This window comes from Dolichospermum circinale AWQC310F, assembly GCF_000426925.1.
GTDB lineage: Bacteria > Cyanobacteriota > Cyanobacteriia > Cyanobacteriales > Nostocaceae > Dolichospermum > Dolichospermum circinale.
In genome coordinates this window covers 102,906-119,350 of sequence record NZ_KE384667.1, presented here as the reverse complement: position 1 = coordinate 119,350, position 16,445 = coordinate 102,906, and the positions used below count along the sequence as shown (strand labels likewise).

Genomic DNA, 16,445 nt, shown 5'->3' with positions numbered 1-16,445 from the left:
AGCTGAAGCAACCAGAAAGTTTGCTTTAAAATTGTTACGAACTGGCATGAATTTACAACAAATTGCTGAGGTTACGGAATTATCTCTTCAGCAAATTCAGGCTTTACAAAAGGAAATTCAACAATCATAGTAGTTCTCGCTCTAATAAAATACTATTGAGGACGGGGAAACCCCGCCCTTACAGGTTTGAGGATAGAAAACTGTACTTAATAGCGGAGGAAAATACTGTATAGAATTAACAACATCCTCCACCATCATAATACCATGTAGAATCAGTAATAATGATTTCTTCAGCATTGATAACTGCTAACTTTTCCGCCGTTTTATCACAAACAGCCACAGGAATTCCCCTTTGTAAAATATGTCCAGATTGATCATCAAAAAATTCTTCCTTACCCGCATAAATCGCTGTTTTACCAGTAAAAATACAAGCCCCGTCTGAGGGGATTTCCACCTTAAAAGCCACAGAATCAAGACTTTCTAAAAGGATATTTTCCTGTAGTTGATAACTATGTTTATCTAATAAACGATAAGGACGACGTGCGCGAATTTCCACTTGTCCAAAACCAGCATTAATTATTAGTTGAGTATATTCTGGATATGTAAGAGCGCCGGATAAACATAAAGCGCGTAAATGTTCATTTTGTTGTAAATGATCAGGAATTGGACTGGTAGCAATTGGATCACTCATTTGTAAGCGACCGCCGGGTTTTAATACTCGATATGCTTCCTTTAAAGCGAGAGTTAAATCCGTTGGTTCAAAAATATTGAAAAGGCAATTTTGCGCTACTATATCCACCGAAGCATCAGCCCCAGGTAAATTAAAAGCGTCTCCAGGACGAATTTCAACAAAGCTAGTATCAAACCAGGGGTTTTCCGTTGCAGCAATCTCTAAGTTACGCGTTGCAGCTTCTCGCATAGCCTCCACAGGTTCAACAGCAATAATCGCACCGGGACGACGAGAAAAATAAGCAAATTGTAACGCTTCTAAACCACCACCGACACCAACATAGAGAACTGTCGGTTCATTATTAAGTTCGTTGTGATGAACCGTAGTTCCACAACCATAGTTCATTTCCTGCATAGCCAGAGGAATTTTCAGCCCTGGTAATTGTAAAGGTGTACTTTGGACACAGCATAGCCCCACTTCTGGTGTTTGAGCAACTTGGCTGTAAAATTGGGCTGCGGTTTCTAAATAGGTCATAATCTCAAATTAGTATCAATCTATTTTAACAGAACTGTTTCTGGCTTCACCGTCGCCGTGCTGCCATATTTTTCCTTTCCAAAAGCCTTGACTTTTAATCTCAACAAGATTATTATGTACAACTAATAGAAGGGGAGTAGCTGCTGACAGTAAATCAAGATTTTCTGTTCAGTATATCTAAATCAACATACTGGTGATGAACCTGGTTTAGATAGCGAATAAACAAAGTATTTGAAAGCGAGACCTTCACTGACTACACATTGAAAAGTGTGGAGTTCAGTGAGGTTTTATGGCTCTCATTGATACTCCACACAGGTAAAAAATCCTTGAGGAGTTTGAGAGAGTGTTAACAGCCTTTACCGCCGGTTTATTACTAATTACCATTTCTGAACTAGGTGATAAAACCTTTTTTATCGCCGTGATTATGTCCATGCACCACCCACGGCGCTTGGTGTTCTCTGGTGTGATAGCTGCTTTAGCGGCTATGACTATCTTATCAGTTGCATTTGGGCAGGTAGTGTCTTTATTACCAAAAATTTACATTCATTACGCCGAAATAGTTTTGTTTATTGCCTTTGGTTTGAAGTTGATTTATGATGCTAATAAAATGCCTGTATCTGCTACTCAAGAAGTGGTAGAAGAGGCACAAGAGGCGGTAGAAAAGGCAGATTTAGATAATTCCCAGTTAAAAAGTATTTGGTCAATTTTACTAAAATCCTTCGTACTAACATTTATAGCAGAATGGGGCGATCGCACACAAATAGCCACCATAGCCCTCGCAGCCAGTAATAACCCCATTGGTGTTACAGCCGGCGCAATATTAGGACACGCAATTTGTGCAGCGATCGCCGTCATTGGTGGTAAATTAATAGCAGGTAAAATTTCCGAAAGACAAATTACCTTCTTAGGCGGTTTTCTATTTATCATCTTTGGTATAGTCGCCGCTATAGAAGGAAAATAAATTTAATACACTGATATAGGACTCCTATTTGATTTTTGATAGCTTCCGTGGCGTAGCCATACAAGACTCAGTAAGTATCAATTCTGTCTTTCTTCCTGTGTTCCCTGTTCCCTGTTCCCTGTTCCCTGACCACACAAGTACATATATGTACTTGTGTCAGATACAGTGATAAAATTAGAAAACCATGAGGGTCGAGAAACCTCGACCTTGGTTTTCACCTATACTGCATTTAACCCGTAATTTTAGCGGGTATCCTACCCGCAGTACAATACTTTATCAAAAGTACAATCAGACAATGTATCTGTTTGCATTACTCATGATTTAATTCTAAGTTTGTAGCTTCTATTAAATGCTTAATTAATGTAGACTGAGGTAGTGGTCCTTGCAAGTGATTCCAGGGTAAAATTTGCTCAGTTGACCAATTACTATAAACGTAAAAATCTAAATTGGGAATTTGTCCTTTCAGTTGTTTAAAAGCGCGTTTATAGCTACCCAAAGAGTCCCCAAAATCACGGGTTAATTCTAATAATTGGCAAAGTCGGCGATCGCCTCTGGACAACAAAGCTTGTATAATTGACCAATTATAGCTTTCTGGTCGAAATTCTATACCTTGGGGCTTGAGTTTCTTTTGTAATAATTGCAACCGCTTCTCCGATTGTTTATTAACTCCAAACCATTGAAATGGAGTATGAGACTTGGGAACAAATGTACTACATCCTAGTGTTAAACGCAATCCAGGCGCAGCTTTTTTAACATCTTCCATCATTTTTACAGTTGCGTCTATATCCTCGGCTGCTTCCCCTGGAATTCCCACCATTCCATAGAGTTTCAAACTAGATAAACCACCAGCTTTTGCATTAATAGCCGCTTGCATAATTTCCTGATTATACAGTTTTTTATTAACAATTTTACGGACTTTTTCTGAACCACTTTCCACAGCAATTGTCAATGATCTTGTATCGCGTTTCGCCAAAGTTTCAGCCAATTTAACTGTAACTGTATTAGTTCTCACAGAAGCAACACTCAACCGCACATCATCATATTTAGGCTGACTAATGTAATCCAATAATTCCGTAAATTCTGGATGTTGGGTGACAGAAGCCCCCAATAAACCCAAGCGGTTAGTAACTTTTAAACCCCGTTCAATTCCCGGAATTAAAGAAGTTTCTAAACTCGCAGTTCTAAAAGGTAAAGTTAAATAACTAGCCAAACAAAAGCGGCACATTTCTGGACAACTTCGCACCACTTCCACCATATAAATATTTTCCCAAGCGGCTTTTTCCGTCACCACAGTAGAAGCAGAAAGAGTATTTCCTCGATAAGTTTGCTTTTGAATAATTGGCGGAATTTCCGAATCAATAGGATTAATTGATTTTATTGCCCCATCTGGTGTAATATATTCTATTACATATAAACTAGGAACATAAATTCCTGGGACTTGAGATAAAGTTTTTAATTGAGTTTCCCTATCAGCATTTCTGACTTTTTTAAAAGTATCTATAAAATCACCAAGCAGATTTTCACCATCTCCCAATAAAATGATATCAAAAAAATCAGCATAGGGTTCTGGGTTAGCCGTCAAAACTGGTCCACCACCAAAAATTAGCGGATGATTTTGATCACGATAATTAGCCCGAATAGGGATTTCCAAAGATTCCAAAAGATGAAAAATATTCACATAATCTAATTCCCAGGACATAGAAAAACCTAATAATTCTGGATATCTAGGAAGTGGTTCATGGATATCAGTAAATAAACGACTTACCTGTAAATCATCACGCATAGCCAAAGTCGCCCACACCACCTGATAACCCAGACTAGTTATCCCCACAGTGTACTCATTAGGAAAAGCGAAAATCACGGGAATAGAGTCATTATTGGGGGTTACGGGCGTAAAAAGAAGACGTTCCGAGTCAAATAAAGATGATGTCACAGTATTTTAGTAAAGTTATCTAAAAGTTATCTATATTTAATTTTAAGCCATAGAATAATCAAATTAAAAAATAATGTCACCCCGTTAGCCATAATAATTGGTAAAGCCCCGATAATGATGCCATAAATTAACCACAAACACAACCCACTCATAAAAATAATTAACATCACAAAAGAAACATCTTTCGCCGATTTTGTCAGCCAAATTTGGAACATTTGCGGTAAAAAAGCGACCGTAGTTAATACACCTGCGACTAATCCTAAAATAGTGATAAAATCCATCTTTAAAAATTCTCCTTTCTCTCTTCCTCTGCGATCTTTGCGCCTCTGCGTGAGACAAATTCATGATCTCAGACACCAAGGAATCCTATGATCAATCAACCTGAGAACAATTATCCCACAAAGTAGTAATTTCTCGTAAACTTTGATGATTGCCATTACCTAAAATCAAATGATCTAAAATAGGAATAGCTAGAAGTTCCGCACCAGCCAATAATTGACGAGTCAATTCTATATCTGCTTCACTGGGTTCTAGATTTCCAGAAGGGTGGTTATGGGCTATTATTACCCGTGTAGCACCTTGACGAATCACTTCTCGAAAAATATCACGGGGAGAGGCTAAAGTTTCCGTCGCAGTCCCAATAGTAATTACCTTTGTTCCTAATAACTTATTTTTGACATCTAATAGCAGCACTGCAAATCGTTCTTGATTCTGCCACATCAAGTCCTGACTAAGCGCGGCAGCGGCAGCCATAGGACTATCAATAACTGTCCCGTCAGAGGGACGGGATAAAAAAGCACGTTTACCCAATTCAATTGCGGCTAAGATCGTCGTCGCTTTAGCCGGTCCCACACCCGGTATTTCCATCAACTCAGCAGGAGTGACATCTCGTAAAGCAGCTAAGGGATCACACTGGCCTTTACCCAATTGCTGTAATATATATTGCCCTAAACCGACCGCCGAGAGTTTACCAGGACCTTGGCCAGTACCCAGCAGAATAGCGATTAATTCCGCTGTCGCTAAAATTTTCGGTCCATGAGTCATTAATCTTTCACGAGGGCGTTCATTTTCAGGCAAGTCGGCTATTCTAAGACAATAGGTCATACCACACACATCATTTGAGATTTGAGATCAGGAATAATATTCATACTCCAACCCAACAACACCGGTTTTCGGAACTCTAGTCATTCATCTGCGTTTATCTGCGTTTATCTGCGTTCAATAACACTATGAAAATGCACCTTTTAAACTCACCTCAAATTACGCAAAACTCCTTATTGATAAATTTGCGTAGCTTTGAGCATATGATAAGTAATAATTAATTGAGTGAGAGCAAGAGGGTAACTTTGCAGAGTTTCTCCAGTTGTACCCGCAATTCTCCCCAATTCTGGGTTAATTTCCCGATCGCAAACATTCTTTAAATAGGGCATATCTGCACACATAATCTGTTCGATTTTATTCACCTGCTCCAAAGTTGCATGACCATCAACTTCCAAAACATCCACTGGTTTTCCCATATCTCTATCCAGTCCCAAACGGATAGCTGACTGGGAATCACTATGTCCAGCGTGAATAATTTTGGTAAAATCCGGGTGAGGAATAGAAGGACGTAGTACCAAACGCACATTTAGATGTCCATTATTTTCATCTATTTCATTATTAGGTGGATAGAAACTGACAACAATATCTGACCATTGACGCTGGGGACGAATATACGCTTCTGAATCTGGTTCGCGTTTATCTAATTCCGCTAATACCTGTTCTGGAGTATATCCCCGCTTTTGAGTATCCCGTTTTACCTTCCAATTAGCGCGGAGTGGTTCAGGAGGTGCGAGGTAAACTTTAACATCATAAGCATCACGAGCGATCCGAGTAGAATAACCTAGTAAGCCTTCGATGATGACAAATTTACTGGGTTTGATATATTGCGGTGGTTCAAAAGTCCCTGTTTTGTGGCTATAGACTGGTTTAAGAATGGGTTGTCCTGTTCGTAGCAGCGATAAATGTTGCTGCATAATGTCCAAATAGTTACAATCAGGATGTAATGCTGTAATACCAATCTCTGCCCGTTGTACGCGATCGTAACGGTGATAATCATCTGTACAGATCATAGTCACATTTTCTGGACCGAGTACCTGCGCGATACCTCTAGTCAGGGTTGTTTTTCCAGCAGCACTATCACCGACAATACCAAGAATAATGGGACGACTCATAAATACCCCCCTCTGATGCAAGCGAGTTTACAGAATAATCTTTAATTCTAAAGGGCAACTAACACTTTTTTAGTGAAATTTCGATCACCGTAACATCTCTACATAAATTCTCTGTGGTGTTGCTGATTAATGCCATGATTTTTTTCACGCAGAGACGCAGAGGCGCGGAGAGTGACAAACAATGCTCTGGATTTTAATTATTCTTTACTAATAACATCCGCGTTTCTATTGTTTCCCATGTTTTAGGTGATACCTGGACTGCGGCTTCTTTGCATTGGATAATTAAGTAATTCACGTAGAGGTATTTATCTAAGTCTTTGATTTCTTTCTCAGATAAATTAACCATTTCTGGGGTGAGATTAAAACCTTTGAGTAATTTTTCTCTCAACTGTTCAGCAAAAGCTTGACGCACTTTTTCTGGTTGTTTATCATCAGGTATTTTAGCTTGGAGTGTTTGTAATTGAGCAAGTAACACAGTAAAGTTGAGCTTTTGATTAAAGATTTGTAATCTTTCAATTTCACCGATTTTATCAATGGCCTTGGCGAGGGCGTAGGCGTAGGCGTAGGCGAGGTCGTTGGCGTTGACGTAGGCGTTGGCGTAGGTGTAGGCGTTGGCGTAGGTGTAGGCGTAGGTGTAGGCGTTGGCGTTGGCGTAGGCGTTGGCGTAGGCGTAGGCGAGGGCGTTGGCGTAGGCGAGGGCGTTGGCGTTGGCGAGGGCGTTGGCGTTGGCGTTGGCGTTGGCGAGGGCGTTGGCGTTGGCGTTGGCGATCGCAACTGCACGTTTCCCAACTGGTTTATAATTACCTGGAGATCCTACTGTGACATTTTCCGCCCAATTGAATAAAGCCTGTAATTTTGGGGTATTAATATATTTTTGTACTTCCTTTTCCATTAATAACAATAAATCATCTGCACCACCCCGCATAACCCCCGCAACTAATAAAAATACCTCTTTCCAGCGTTTATCTGTCAGATGTTCAGTCACTAATTTTTCAACTAGACGATTATCATAAATATATTGGGCTGTTAAATATTCCTGTAGGGTCAAATGAGAAAATGAAAAAACATCTCTAGCACGTTCGACTAAAATTCCTTGTTCAATGGTAATAGCATCCAAGATTTTCCCAACATCTAAATTTTTCGGTGCATTATCATTATTATCTAGAACTTTTTGAATTTGATTTAAAACTTCTGGCTGGGAGAAAAATAACTTATCTGTTGCAAAATTATCATAAGCAATTTCAGCCAACATGATTTTTTCTAAATCAATCCCAAGTTGACGATAAATTGGTTCATAAGGTAATCTCTTTTCTGCGGCCCATCTTCTCAAGAAAATATCTAAAGCATTACCATATAATGTCGCTCGATTTTTTGGTAGATCTTGAGATTCATCATACTCTAAACAGAGGAAAGTTAATAATAAGGGAGTTCGGGCTAATTCTTTGGTAGCTTCTTGAGTGTTAATTTTATTCCAGCATTTTTGGTCAGTTCCTAATTGTTTATCTACTTGTGAATAAAACCAGTTTTTAATAAATTGTTGAATTTGCTGATCATCAAAATCCGCAATAATAAATTCTTTTAAGTTTTGGAACTTTTGACGATAAGCAGCAGTCCGACAGGAAATAACAAATTTATTTTGCTTATATTCCTTAACAAATTCTTGTATTTTATCAATTACTAGCTCAAAATTTTTATTAGGTACTTCGTCTAATCCATCTAATAAAAGTAATAATTTACCTTGTCGTAATAATTGATTAGTAAATTCTTTTGCTAATGGCAATTGACATGATATAAATTCTTGCTCAATAATATTGTATATATTAACTTCATTTGTGGTAAATTGTTTAAGTTCTAGTAAAACAGGAATAATTTCTCCCTGAATTTGTCCAGATTTACCTTTGAGTGCTTCCAGTCCTATTTTCCTGAGAAATGTAGATTTACCTGCACCCGGTTGTCCCAATATCATTAAATGTGTATATTGGTTAGCAATTATTATTCCATTTTCTCTTGCAGATTTTTCATTAGTCAATCTGGGACTACCATTGTGACGATAATTTTTTTCTAAAGCTGTTATTGATTCAAAATTGCGAATCTCATCAGGTTGTAAACATTGAACTTCTGTATAAATATCATCTAAATTTACAGGTTGTGACATTCCCAAAACTCGCAACCGATTATATCGCTTTTGATAGTTAAGAATGTATTGTTTAGATGCTTGATAAATTAATTTTTTGGTTTTCTGATCTAAGTCACTTCCTAAAATTTTAATATACAATTGAGCAAAATGATTAACTGCTTCATCAGGTGCAACTTCCGGTAATCCCACCAATTGATCTAAACTAACATTATTTACGCCAGATAATTCTAATGAATTTAATATATCTGTTGCTGAACCTTCCACAACTACAACACGGCTCATTGTTCCACCTAGAGGTTTTAAAGACAAGTTTTGTAATTCTTGAATTGTATTACCTATAACTTCAGAAAGTTGATTTTTTCGCCGTTCAATTAATGCTTGTCTATAAGCAATAGGTGAAGGAAAATTCCCAGGTTCAAGCATTGGTAAGGCTTGGTTATTCCTGAGTTGATTTTCATCACCCAATGTCATAATTACCCGAATCTTTTCATCACCCCTTGCATTCATTAAAAATTCTTCCAGCAAAGGGTCTATTTTACTAATTTGGTCTTCTTTAAGGTTCATAATAATTTGATTCTACAGTAGGGGTTGTCAACTTAACGTAAGACCTTTAACCCGCCTGGGAATGAATTCCCAGTAAAACCTTTAACCCGCCTGGGAATGAATTCCCAGTCTCATAGCAAAAGTCATCTAAAGATGACTAAATAACTCAGGAATTTTCGAGTAAACTTTAGTTTACTTTTGTTATTAGCCCGGAAATTCATTTCTGGACGGGGTTTGTCAGCCAACAGATAAGACATTTTTAGCCTAATTTGACAATGAGCAATGCTAAACCCCTACAAATCTGGCTTTTCATAATCTTCTAAAAGTCCATTTCCCAACCGTGTTTAGTACAGTGCAGTTGGTATTTGAACTAAACCTTTACCTTGACGTTCCTTATCCAGTCCTAAATTTTGACAATTAGAAAGCAGTGCATCAAATAAATCCAGGTATGTCATTGTTGGATATCTCTCTAATATTAACGCAGCCACACCAGAAACAATGGGTGTGGCCATAGATGTGCCATTCCATGCTTCATATCCTCCACCCTTAACACTAGAATAAACACCTTCTCCCGGTGCGACTACATAAGGAACATTATAAGATTGATAGTCATTTGTGATGGTAGTGTTACCGCTAAAAGATGCAACTTCATGATTATTATTGATAGCACCTACCGAAAGTGAACCTTTACAGTTACCGGGTGTATGAGAACGGTTAAATCCGTCATTACCTACAGCACAAACGGGTAATATACCTATGGCTGTTAACTCATCAATTAAAGAATTAAATAGCTTAAAATGATCTGCTGGTAAAGAAGATTCACCCGCAGAAATATTAACTATATTGATTTCTGGTTGCAATGCTAACCAATTAAACCAAGATATCCAATCTGAGAGATTACATACACCGTTAGGAAACATAATACTGTTGATGATTTGTGCTTCTGGTGCAACACCAACTTGATTTCCACAAATTAAACCAGCAACATGAGTACCATGTCCATGTGTATCTTCAGATGATACAGTTTGGATTTCTTGTGTTCTGGGATTTAAACGATAAGATGCAATTACTTTACCTTCTATTTCTGGGTGGTTTGCTTCTATACCTGAATCGAGAACTGCAACAGTTATTCCTTTACCTGTGCCTGTAAATCCCCTTTGACGTGCTTTAAGAAGAGATATCGCTTCTAAATGCCAAATATCATTTTGATCTATTGTGTCTTTTGTCCCTGTTAAATTTCTTTCTGGCTGAATTAACTCTATTGGGAAATCGCGTAAAATTAAAGCATTAGGTAAATCTTGACGTAGTTGTTCTATTTCCTCATCAGGGATATAAACAACTTTAGCACCTGTAATATTTGAGTAGGTGGGATATTGGGTAATTGTATCTGCATCTTCTAAATAACTGGTAATTTCTTGATATCCAGAATCTTCTTGCCAAAAATTCACCACTTCTGCAACTTGGGAGGAACGACTTTCGGGGGTGAATTTTCTCGATGCTAATTTTAAAGAACGTGCTACCGATGTCGTCTTAGGACGAATAATATAAACAGTCATCAAGAACCCCTCAACCAACTATTGTTATGCAACGTGCTAACATATTAGCAAAATAATCGGCTTTAAAAGAGGATTTTGGGGTTGACATTTGATTTTAAATTTGTTAAGATAGTCTCGACAAGGAAGAACTATCATAAAATAATAAATATAAATTATGTCAAAACAAACCCTGGGATTAGAACAAAACTTGTATGATTATTTACTTTCAGTTTCCCTGCGAGAAGCGGAAATTTTAACCCAACTGCGTCAAGAAACCGCTCAAATGCCAATGTCTCAAATGCAAATATCACCTGAACAGGGACAATTTATGGCTTTGTTAGTTAAACTAATAGGTGCAAAAAAGACACTAGACATAGGTGTATTTACTGGCTACAGTTCTTTGGTTGTGGCTTTGTCCTTACCCGCAGATGGGAAAATCGTCGCTTGTGATGTCAGTGAAGAGTATACAAGTATAGCCCGTCGTTATTGGCAAGCAGCGGGAGTAGCTGATAAAATTCATTTGCATATTGCACCGGCTTTAGAAACATTAGATCATTTATTGACAGCAGGGGAAGGGGGGACATTTGATTTTGCGTTTATTGATGCTGATAAGGGTAACTATGAGAATTATTACGAGCAGTGTCTTAAATTAATTCGTAGTGGTGGACTAATTGCCATTGATAATGTACTGTGGTCAGCTAAAGTAGCAGATCCAGAAATACAGGATAATCAAACTAATAAAATTCGGGTTTTTAATCGCAAATTACACCAAGATTCCCGAATTACCATAAGTTTAGTTCCCATAGCAGACGGATTAACCTTAGCGATAAAAAATTAGGAAAATCAAGCCCATGGAAGAACTACTTACCCTCAAAGAACTTCTACACCAAGGTAATATCACAGAAGCCTTGTTAATTGTCGAAGAATTAGAAGAAATGAGCAAATCGGATAAACTGAATAAAATATTTAGCTATGGCATCATTTTACTTCTACACCTAATTAAACAAGCTGCTGAAAACCGCACCACTAGGTCTTGGAATTTTTTTATTCGCAATTCTGTCAAACAAATTCAACGCAGTAATTCTCGTGAAAAAGCAAAAGGAACTTATATGAGTGAAACAGAATTAGCAACAACTCTAGAAGATGCTTATGATTTAGCATTAGAAAAAGCAGCCATTGAAGCTTTTGAAGGTCAATATGAAGCAGAAGAATTAAACCAATTAGTCGAACGACAAGAGATCATAAAAAAGGCCATGAATTTAATTTGGGAACGATAATTGACAGGATAAATAAAATCACCGACTTCTTTTTTATGGCTAAACTAGGAATATAACTTGAAAATATCAAATACAATTACAATGTCTAATCATCCTTCAGTTATCAGTGTCTCTTCTGAAATTATGAGTGGTACTCCTGTTTTTACAGGAACAAGAGTTCCTATACAAACACTCTTAGATTATTTAACAGCAGGAGATTCAATAGATGATTTTTTAGATGGTTTTCCCACTGTCACTAGAGAACAAGTCATTACATTCTTAGAAGAAGCAGGAAAACAAATGATTAACAAGGTAGCTTAGGATGAAACTGCTTCTAGATGAGTGTATTGACCGCAGGTTAACTAAGGAATTTGTAGGTTATAAAATCAAAACAGTTCCCCAAATGGGATGGGCAGGAACTAAAAATGGTAAACTACTGGCTTTAGTAGAACAAGAATTTGATGTTTTTATTACGGTTGATAGAAATTTATCTTTTCAGCAAAATTTGTCTCAGTTTAATATTGCTGTAGTTGTTTTACAAGCATCTTCTAATAGACTAATTGATTTGAAACCTTTAGTTCCCAAGATTGTAGATATTTTATCTACTTTAGTAAAAGGTCAAGCTGTAGTTGTTAGTCTTGAATGATCAGGAACAATGAAGATATCACCCTCAATACGCTTCGGATCAGATTAATAATTGACAGTATTCTCAATAACGGAACGCAATCATAAATCCTTTAGAATTACAAAAATTGGGATTTTTGGTTAACCGAATCGTATTAAGGAATATGGGTCTTATAACTTTCTAAATCTCCAATTTCTCACCCCGAATAGCATAATCTAATAATTCCATAGGGTGCATAATAGAAATAGTTTTACCTGGTAAATATTTACTAATTTGCAAACTACAACCAGGGTTAGGAGAAGCAATTAAATCAGCACCAGTATTTAATAAATTTTGAGCTTTTTGTTTACCTAATTCTTCCCCAACTTCCGGTTGTAACATATTATAAACACCCGCACTACCACAACACAAAGCTGCGTCTATGGGTTCTTTTAAAGTTACTCCTGGAATTTGTTTTAATAGTTGACGAGGTTGGACACTAATTTTCTGACCATGTAATAAATGACAAGCATCTTGATAAACTAAAGTCAGATTTTTCTCAGTCAGAGGTGAAAGTTTAGCAGTTAAACCGATATTAGCTAAAAACTCCTGTGAGTCTTTTACTTTCGCGGCAAATATTTTGGCTTTTTGTGCATATTCTGGATCATCTGCTAAAATATGACCATATTCTTTCAAAGTATGACCACAACCAGCAGCATTGATAATCACAAAATCTACATTAGTATCAGCAAAACTATCAATCATTTGTCTTGCTAAAGTTTTCGCTTGTTCCGTTTGTCCCTGGTGTTCAGGAAGCGCCGCACAACAACCTTGAGACTTAGGAATTACCACCTCACAACCATTAGCAGTTAAAACTCTGACAGTTGCTTCATTTACAGGAGAGAAAAACAGCCTTTGTACACATCCTAAAATAACACCAACCCGATATCTTTTTTCACCCTGAGCGGGGATGATATCTGGTAAATTATTCTGAAAAGATTTAAGAGTAATTTCCGGTAAAATAGATTCCATAGCAGCTAACCGGGGAGATATAGCCTTAATTAAACCAGTTGCTTGTAATAACTTAGAAATCCCTAACTTTTGATAAACTAATAAAGGAAAAAGTAAAATTCTTAAAAGATCAGGATTAGGAAACAGAGAAAAAATCAATTGTCGAACTAACTTATCAGGTAAACTGCGATGATAATTTCTTTCTACCTGATGTCTAGTAGCTGAAATCAACTTATCATACTGCACACCAGAAGGACAAGTAGAGACACAAGCTAGACAACCCAAACAAGAGTCAAAATGTTCAACAGTAGCGGTATTTAAAGCAATTTCCCCCTCATTAATAGCATCCATTAAATAGATACGTCCTCTAGGAGAATCCATTTCCTTTCCTAATACCCGATAACTAGGACAAGTAGACAGACAAAAACCACAATGAACACAACTATCAATTAACTTAGGATCAGGTGGATAATTGCCATCAAAACCCTGTAAATTCTTAATACTAGCAGTATTATGCACCAAACCTTCCGAAACTTGCATTTCTTATCTTCCTCTTAACTTCGCGTTCTTTGCGTCTTCGTGGTTCATTTTCTCAAATCTTAAATCCCACCCACAAAGCGACCGGGACTTAAAATCAAATTACCATCAAATTGTTGTTTAATACCGTGCATTACCTCCAAACTATTACCATTATAACCCCAAATATCAAACCTTTTTTTTAACTCAACAGGTGCGGATAAAATAGTTAAAAAACCAGAATTGGCTTGACATAAATTCCGCAAATGTAAAATCTGGTCTGGATTTTCCAGACGCACCAAACCCAAACCACTGCTAACATGAATTAAACCAATATTTATTTGATTGATAATTTCCACCGCAGCAGTTGGTAACACTCCTATTTTACAAGTAATTGTAGATTCTGTGAGATGATCATATATTTTGTTTGGTAATTGTTGCCATAAATTAGACTCCCCAACTCCTTGATAAATCACCCCTTGTAAACCTAACTTTTCACCAATTGCTAAAAGTCGTTTCGATTGTTCTTCAACACTTTCATGAATACTTTGAAACCGGGTAATTAAACCTATTCCCGTTCCCAAAGCTAAACTAGTCACCAACTTACTTGATAATAAATCAACTTGAGTTGGTGTTAATTCTGAACTTTGTAAAATTCTCACTGCTGAAGATACGGCTTCAGGTTTACCAGTTAATAGCACCGTTCCCGAAGTTTCAGGGATGGGATAAACTCGCAAAGTGACTTGTGTGATAATACCTAAAGTACCGTAAGCACCAGTAAATAACTTCATTAAATCATAACCCGCCACATTTTTGACAACTCGTCCCCCAGCTTTAGCGATTTCTCCATCAGCGCGGATAAAAGTTATACCTAAAAGTTGGTCACGCACACCACCATAACGTTGACGCAGAGAACCTGTATCAGCAGTAGCAACAATACCACCAATGGTAGCTGATTCTGGGAAGGCTGGATCTAAGGCTAAAGTTTGTCCAGATTTTGCTAAAATTTCCTGAATTTGGGCAAATTTCATTCCTGCTTCCACGGTAACGGTTAAATCACCCACAGCGTGTTCTATGAGTTGGTTAATACGTTCGGTACTAACAATAATATCAATATTTTTAGCCAAACCACCCCAATTAATTTTACTACCGCTACCACAGGCGAGAACACGCCATTGATGACTGTTTGCGGTGGTGATAACTGCGGCTAATTCCGCCTGGCTATGGGGATAAACGACGCAAATGGGGTGGCTTTTAGAGTCTATACTCTGTTGTAGATTCTGCTTTTGGGTGGGGGCGAGATTTTCCCAGGAGATAACAGCATTTTCGGTGCTGAGAATAGAAGTTAGGGTAGATGCTATGGTATTCATTAGTTTACTTTTTATGTCCTTGTGATCAATTTGACCGAAAAAAATCGGATACAAACCCCGTCCACTTCGGCAAGTGTTACAGTGAGCTTGCTAAACTGCTCAGTGCATCCCATTACACAATCACATTTGCAACTGTGTGTCCTGGTAGATAGGGTTTTTTTCTGGGTTTGGCATCCTTATCTGTCCGAATACTATATACTACTTCAGTATACTAAAGCTCAGTACAATTTCAGTATAAACTCGGTACAAAACTCAGTCATTCGTATGATATCATGGGCGTGCAACCTTTAGGCATATCCGAAAAAAAATGTACAATCCAGAATCCTTGCAGGGGGCATTTCTCTAGAAAGGTTATGGAAAATACATATTGGAATTTTGTCAATGTTTATCGATAATATACAGGGTCATCCTCATGTTCATTTATAACGGCAGTATTTATAGCCTCACCAACTTTGCTACATGGGAAGAAGCTCAAGCTGAAGCCCAAAGTTTAGGCGGAAATCTTGTCACTATTAACTCACAAGAAGAGCAAGACTTCTTAGTCAGTACCTTTGGTGGGACTGAACAACTATGGATTGGCTATACAGATAAAGTAACAGAAGGCCAGTTCCAGTGGGCAAGTAATGAAACACCTACTTACACTAACTGGTTTCCCGGTACAACAGGTATTTCCCCTCAACCAGATAATGGCGGACCACCACCGGGTGAAGATTATGTGGTGATGAATTTCGGTGCTGCTGGTAAATGGAATGATTACCCCAATACCCTTACCCCTTTCAGAGGCATCATTGAAATCAGACAATCCGGCACTGTGATCAATGGTACTAATGGTAATGATAACCTTATTGGTACTAATGGTAATGACACCCTCAATGGATTTTTTGGCAATGACACCCTTAATGGTGGTGCGGGTATTGATACCTTAATTGGTGGTTTAGGCAATGATATTTACATTGTAGATAGCACCACTGACACCATTACCGAAAATGCCAGTGGTGGTACAGATACCATTCAATCTAGTGTTACTTACACCATTGCGGCTCTTGCTAACGTTGAAAACCTGACTTTAACAGGAACAGCGATTAACGGTACTGGTAACGCGGGTAATAACGTTATCACTGGTAACAGTGCTAATAACATCCTCAACGGTGGTGCAGGTACA

16 protein-coding genes are annotated in these 16,445 nt (G+C 37.7%); 6 read left to right on the top strand and 10 right to left on the bottom strand.

The window, feature by feature from the left end; translation table 11 throughout:
- Positions 1-235 precede the first annotated feature (235 nt).
- Positions 236-1,204, bottom strand: a complete 969-nt coding sequence (gene arsM, locus ACIR310F_RS0104405; RefSeq protein ID WP_028082774.1) for an arsenosugar biosynthesis arsenite methyltransferase ArsM — start codon at positions 1,202-1,204, stop codon at positions 236-238.
- 343 nt (positions 1,205-1,547) lie between these two features.
- Between arsM and ACIR310F_RS0104400 the strand changes: the two genes are divergently transcribed.
- Positions 1,548-2,165, top strand: a complete 618-nt coding sequence (locus ACIR310F_RS0104400) for a TMEM165/GDT1 family protein (protein ID WP_028082773.1) — start codon at positions 1,548-1,550, stop codon at positions 2,163-2,165.
- Between the two features lie 77 nt (positions 2,166-2,242).
- On the opposite strand, the gene ACIR310F_RS25215 is transcribed toward ACIR310F_RS0104400, so the two are convergent.
- The 7 genes from ACIR310F_RS25215 to ACIR310F_RS0104370 form a co-directional block, all read right to left on the bottom strand.
- Positions 2,243-2,383: a hypothetical protein gene (locus ACIR310F_RS25215; protein ID WP_155963617.1), complete on the bottom strand. Its 141-nt coding sequence runs from the start codon at positions 2,381-2,383 to the stop codon at positions 2,243-2,245.
- Between the two features lie 92 nt (positions 2,384-2,475).
- A complete protein-coding gene (locus ACIR310F_RS0104395; protein ID WP_028082772.1) occupies positions 2,476-4,098 on the bottom strand; it encodes a B12-binding domain-containing radical SAM protein in 1,623 nt (540 codons plus the stop codon).
- A gap of 26 nt (positions 4,099-4,124) precedes the next feature.
- A complete protein-coding gene (locus ACIR310F_RS0104390) occupies positions 4,125-4,379 on the bottom strand; it encodes a SemiSWEET transporter (protein ID WP_028082771.1) in 255 nt (84 codons plus the stop codon).
- 91 nt (positions 4,380-4,470) lie between these two features.
- Positions 4,471-5,202: a RadC family protein gene (gene radC, locus ACIR310F_RS0104385; RefSeq protein WP_028082770.1), complete on the bottom strand. Its 732-nt coding sequence runs from the start codon at positions 5,200-5,202 to the stop codon at positions 4,471-4,473.
- A gap of 170 nt (positions 5,203-5,372) precedes the next feature.
- Positions 5,373-6,311, bottom strand: coding sequence for a phosphoribulokinase (locus ACIR310F_RS0104380; RefSeq protein ID WP_028082769.1), 939 nt, complete (start codon positions 6,309-6,311; stop codon positions 5,373-5,375).
- Between the two features lie 193 nt (positions 6,312-6,504).
- Positions 6,505-9,012: an NACHT domain-containing protein gene (locus tag ACIR310F_RS0104375; RefSeq protein ID WP_028082768.1), complete on the bottom strand. Its 2,508-nt coding sequence runs from the start codon at positions 9,010-9,012 to the stop codon at positions 6,505-6,507.
- A 323-nt stretch (positions 9,013-9,335) separates the two neighbouring features.
- Complete coding sequence (locus tag ACIR310F_RS0104370; protein ID WP_028082767.1) at positions 9,336-10,547, bottom strand: S8 family peptidase; 1,212 nt, start codon at positions 10,545-10,547, stop codon at positions 9,336-9,338.
- Positions 10,548-10,701: 154 nt separating this feature from the next.
- Here ACIR310F_RS0104370 and ACIR310F_RS0104365 point away from each other — a divergent pair, with 154 nt between their 5' ends.
- From ACIR310F_RS0104365 to ACIR310F_RS0104350, 4 genes are all read left to right on the top strand, one after another.
- Positions 10,702-11,364, top strand: coding sequence for a class I SAM-dependent methyltransferase (locus ACIR310F_RS0104365; protein ID WP_028082766.1), 663 nt, complete (start codon positions 10,702-10,704; stop codon positions 11,362-11,364).
- Positions 11,365-11,377: 13 nt separating this feature from the next.
- Positions 11,378-11,803: a DUF29 family protein gene (locus ACIR310F_RS0104360; protein WP_028082765.1), complete on the top strand. Its 426-nt coding sequence runs from the start codon at positions 11,378-11,380 to the stop codon at positions 11,801-11,803.
- Between the two features lie 81 nt (positions 11,804-11,884).
- On the top strand, positions 11,885-12,103 hold the full coding sequence (locus tag ACIR310F_RS0104355; RefSeq protein WP_028082764.1) for a DUF433 domain-containing protein: 219 nt from the start codon (positions 11,885-11,887) through the stop codon (positions 12,101-12,103).
- A gap of 1 nt (position 12,104) precedes the next feature.
- Positions 12,105-12,428 carry a DUF5615 family PIN-like protein gene (locus ACIR310F_RS0104350; protein WP_028082763.1) on the top strand — a complete coding sequence of 108 codons (324 nt, stop codon included), beginning with the start codon at positions 12,105-12,107 and terminating at the stop codon, positions 12,426-12,428.
- Positions 12,429-12,587: 159 nt separating this feature from the next.
- Here ACIR310F_RS0104350 and ACIR310F_RS0104345 read toward each other — a convergent pair whose 3' ends face one another.
- Together ACIR310F_RS0104345 and ACIR310F_RS0104340 are read right to left on the bottom strand one after the other, a co-directional pair.
- The gene (locus ACIR310F_RS0104345; RefSeq protein WP_028082762.1) at positions 12,588-13,937 is read right to left on the bottom strand and encodes a (Fe-S)-binding protein; all 1,350 of its coding nucleotides are present in this window, start codon (positions 13,935-13,937) and stop codon (positions 12,588-12,590) included.
- 59 nt (positions 13,938-13,996) lie between these two features.
- A complete protein-coding gene (locus tag ACIR310F_RS0104340; protein WP_028082761.1) occupies positions 13,997-15,283 on the bottom strand; it encodes an FAD-binding oxidoreductase in 1,287 nt (428 codons plus the stop codon).
- Positions 15,284-15,695: 412 nt separating this feature from the next.
- On the opposite strand from ACIR310F_RS0104340, the gene ACIR310F_RS26640 reads away from it, so the two are divergent.
- Positions 15,696-16,445: lectin-like protein (locus tag ACIR310F_RS26640; RefSeq protein WP_028082760.1), on the top strand; the 750-nt coding region annotated here is incomplete at its 3' end.

What these genes read in the sequence shown, in the direction of transcription:
- arsM (WP_028082774.1), bottom strand. Translation starts at nt 1,204, where the DNA reads ATGACCTATTTAGAAACCGCAGCCCAATTTTACAGCCAAGTTGCTCAA.
- ACIR310F_RS0104345 (WP_028082762.1), bottom strand. Translation starts at nt 13,937, where the DNA reads ATGCAAGTTTCGGAAGGTTTGGTGCATAATACTGCTAGTATTAAGAAT.
- ACIR310F_RS0104355 (WP_028082764.1), top strand. Translation starts at nt 11,885, where the DNA reads ATGTCTAATCATCCTTCAGTTATCAGTGTCTCTTCTGAAATTATGAGT.
- radC (WP_028082770.1), bottom strand. Translation starts at nt 5,202, where the DNA reads ATGACCTATTGTCTTAGAATAGCCGACTTGCCTGAAAATGAACGCCCT.
- ACIR310F_RS0104365 (WP_028082766.1), top strand. Translation starts at nt 10,702, where the DNA reads ATGTCAAAACAAACCCTGGGATTAGAACAAAACTTGTATGATTATTTA.
- ACIR310F_RS0104350 (WP_028082763.1), top strand. Translation starts at nt 12,105, where the DNA reads ATGAAACTGCTTCTAGATGAGTGTATTGACCGCAGGTTAACTAAGGAA.
- ACIR310F_RS0104340 (WP_028082761.1), bottom strand. Translation starts at nt 15,283, where the DNA reads ATGAATACCATAGCATCTACCCTAACTTCTATTCTCAGCACCGAAAAT.
- ACIR310F_RS0104360 (WP_028082765.1), top strand. Translation starts at nt 11,378, where the DNA reads ATGGAAGAACTACTTACCCTCAAAGAACTTCTACACCAAGGTAATATC.
- ACIR310F_RS0104370 (WP_028082767.1), bottom strand. Translation starts at nt 10,547, where the DNA reads ATGACTGTTTATATTATTCGTCCTAAGACGACATCGGTAGCACGTTCT.
- ACIR310F_RS0104380 (WP_028082769.1), bottom strand. Translation starts at nt 6,311, where the DNA reads ATGAGTCGTCCCATTATTCTTGGTATTGTCGGTGATAGTGCTGCTGGA.
- ACIR310F_RS0104375 (WP_028082768.1), bottom strand. Translation starts at nt 9,012, where the DNA reads ATGAACCTTAAAGAAGACCAAATTAGTAAAATAGACCCTTTGCTGGAA.
- ACIR310F_RS0104390 (WP_028082771.1), bottom strand. Translation starts at nt 4,379, where the DNA reads ATGGATTTTATCACTATTTTAGGATTAGTCGCAGGTGTATTAACTACG.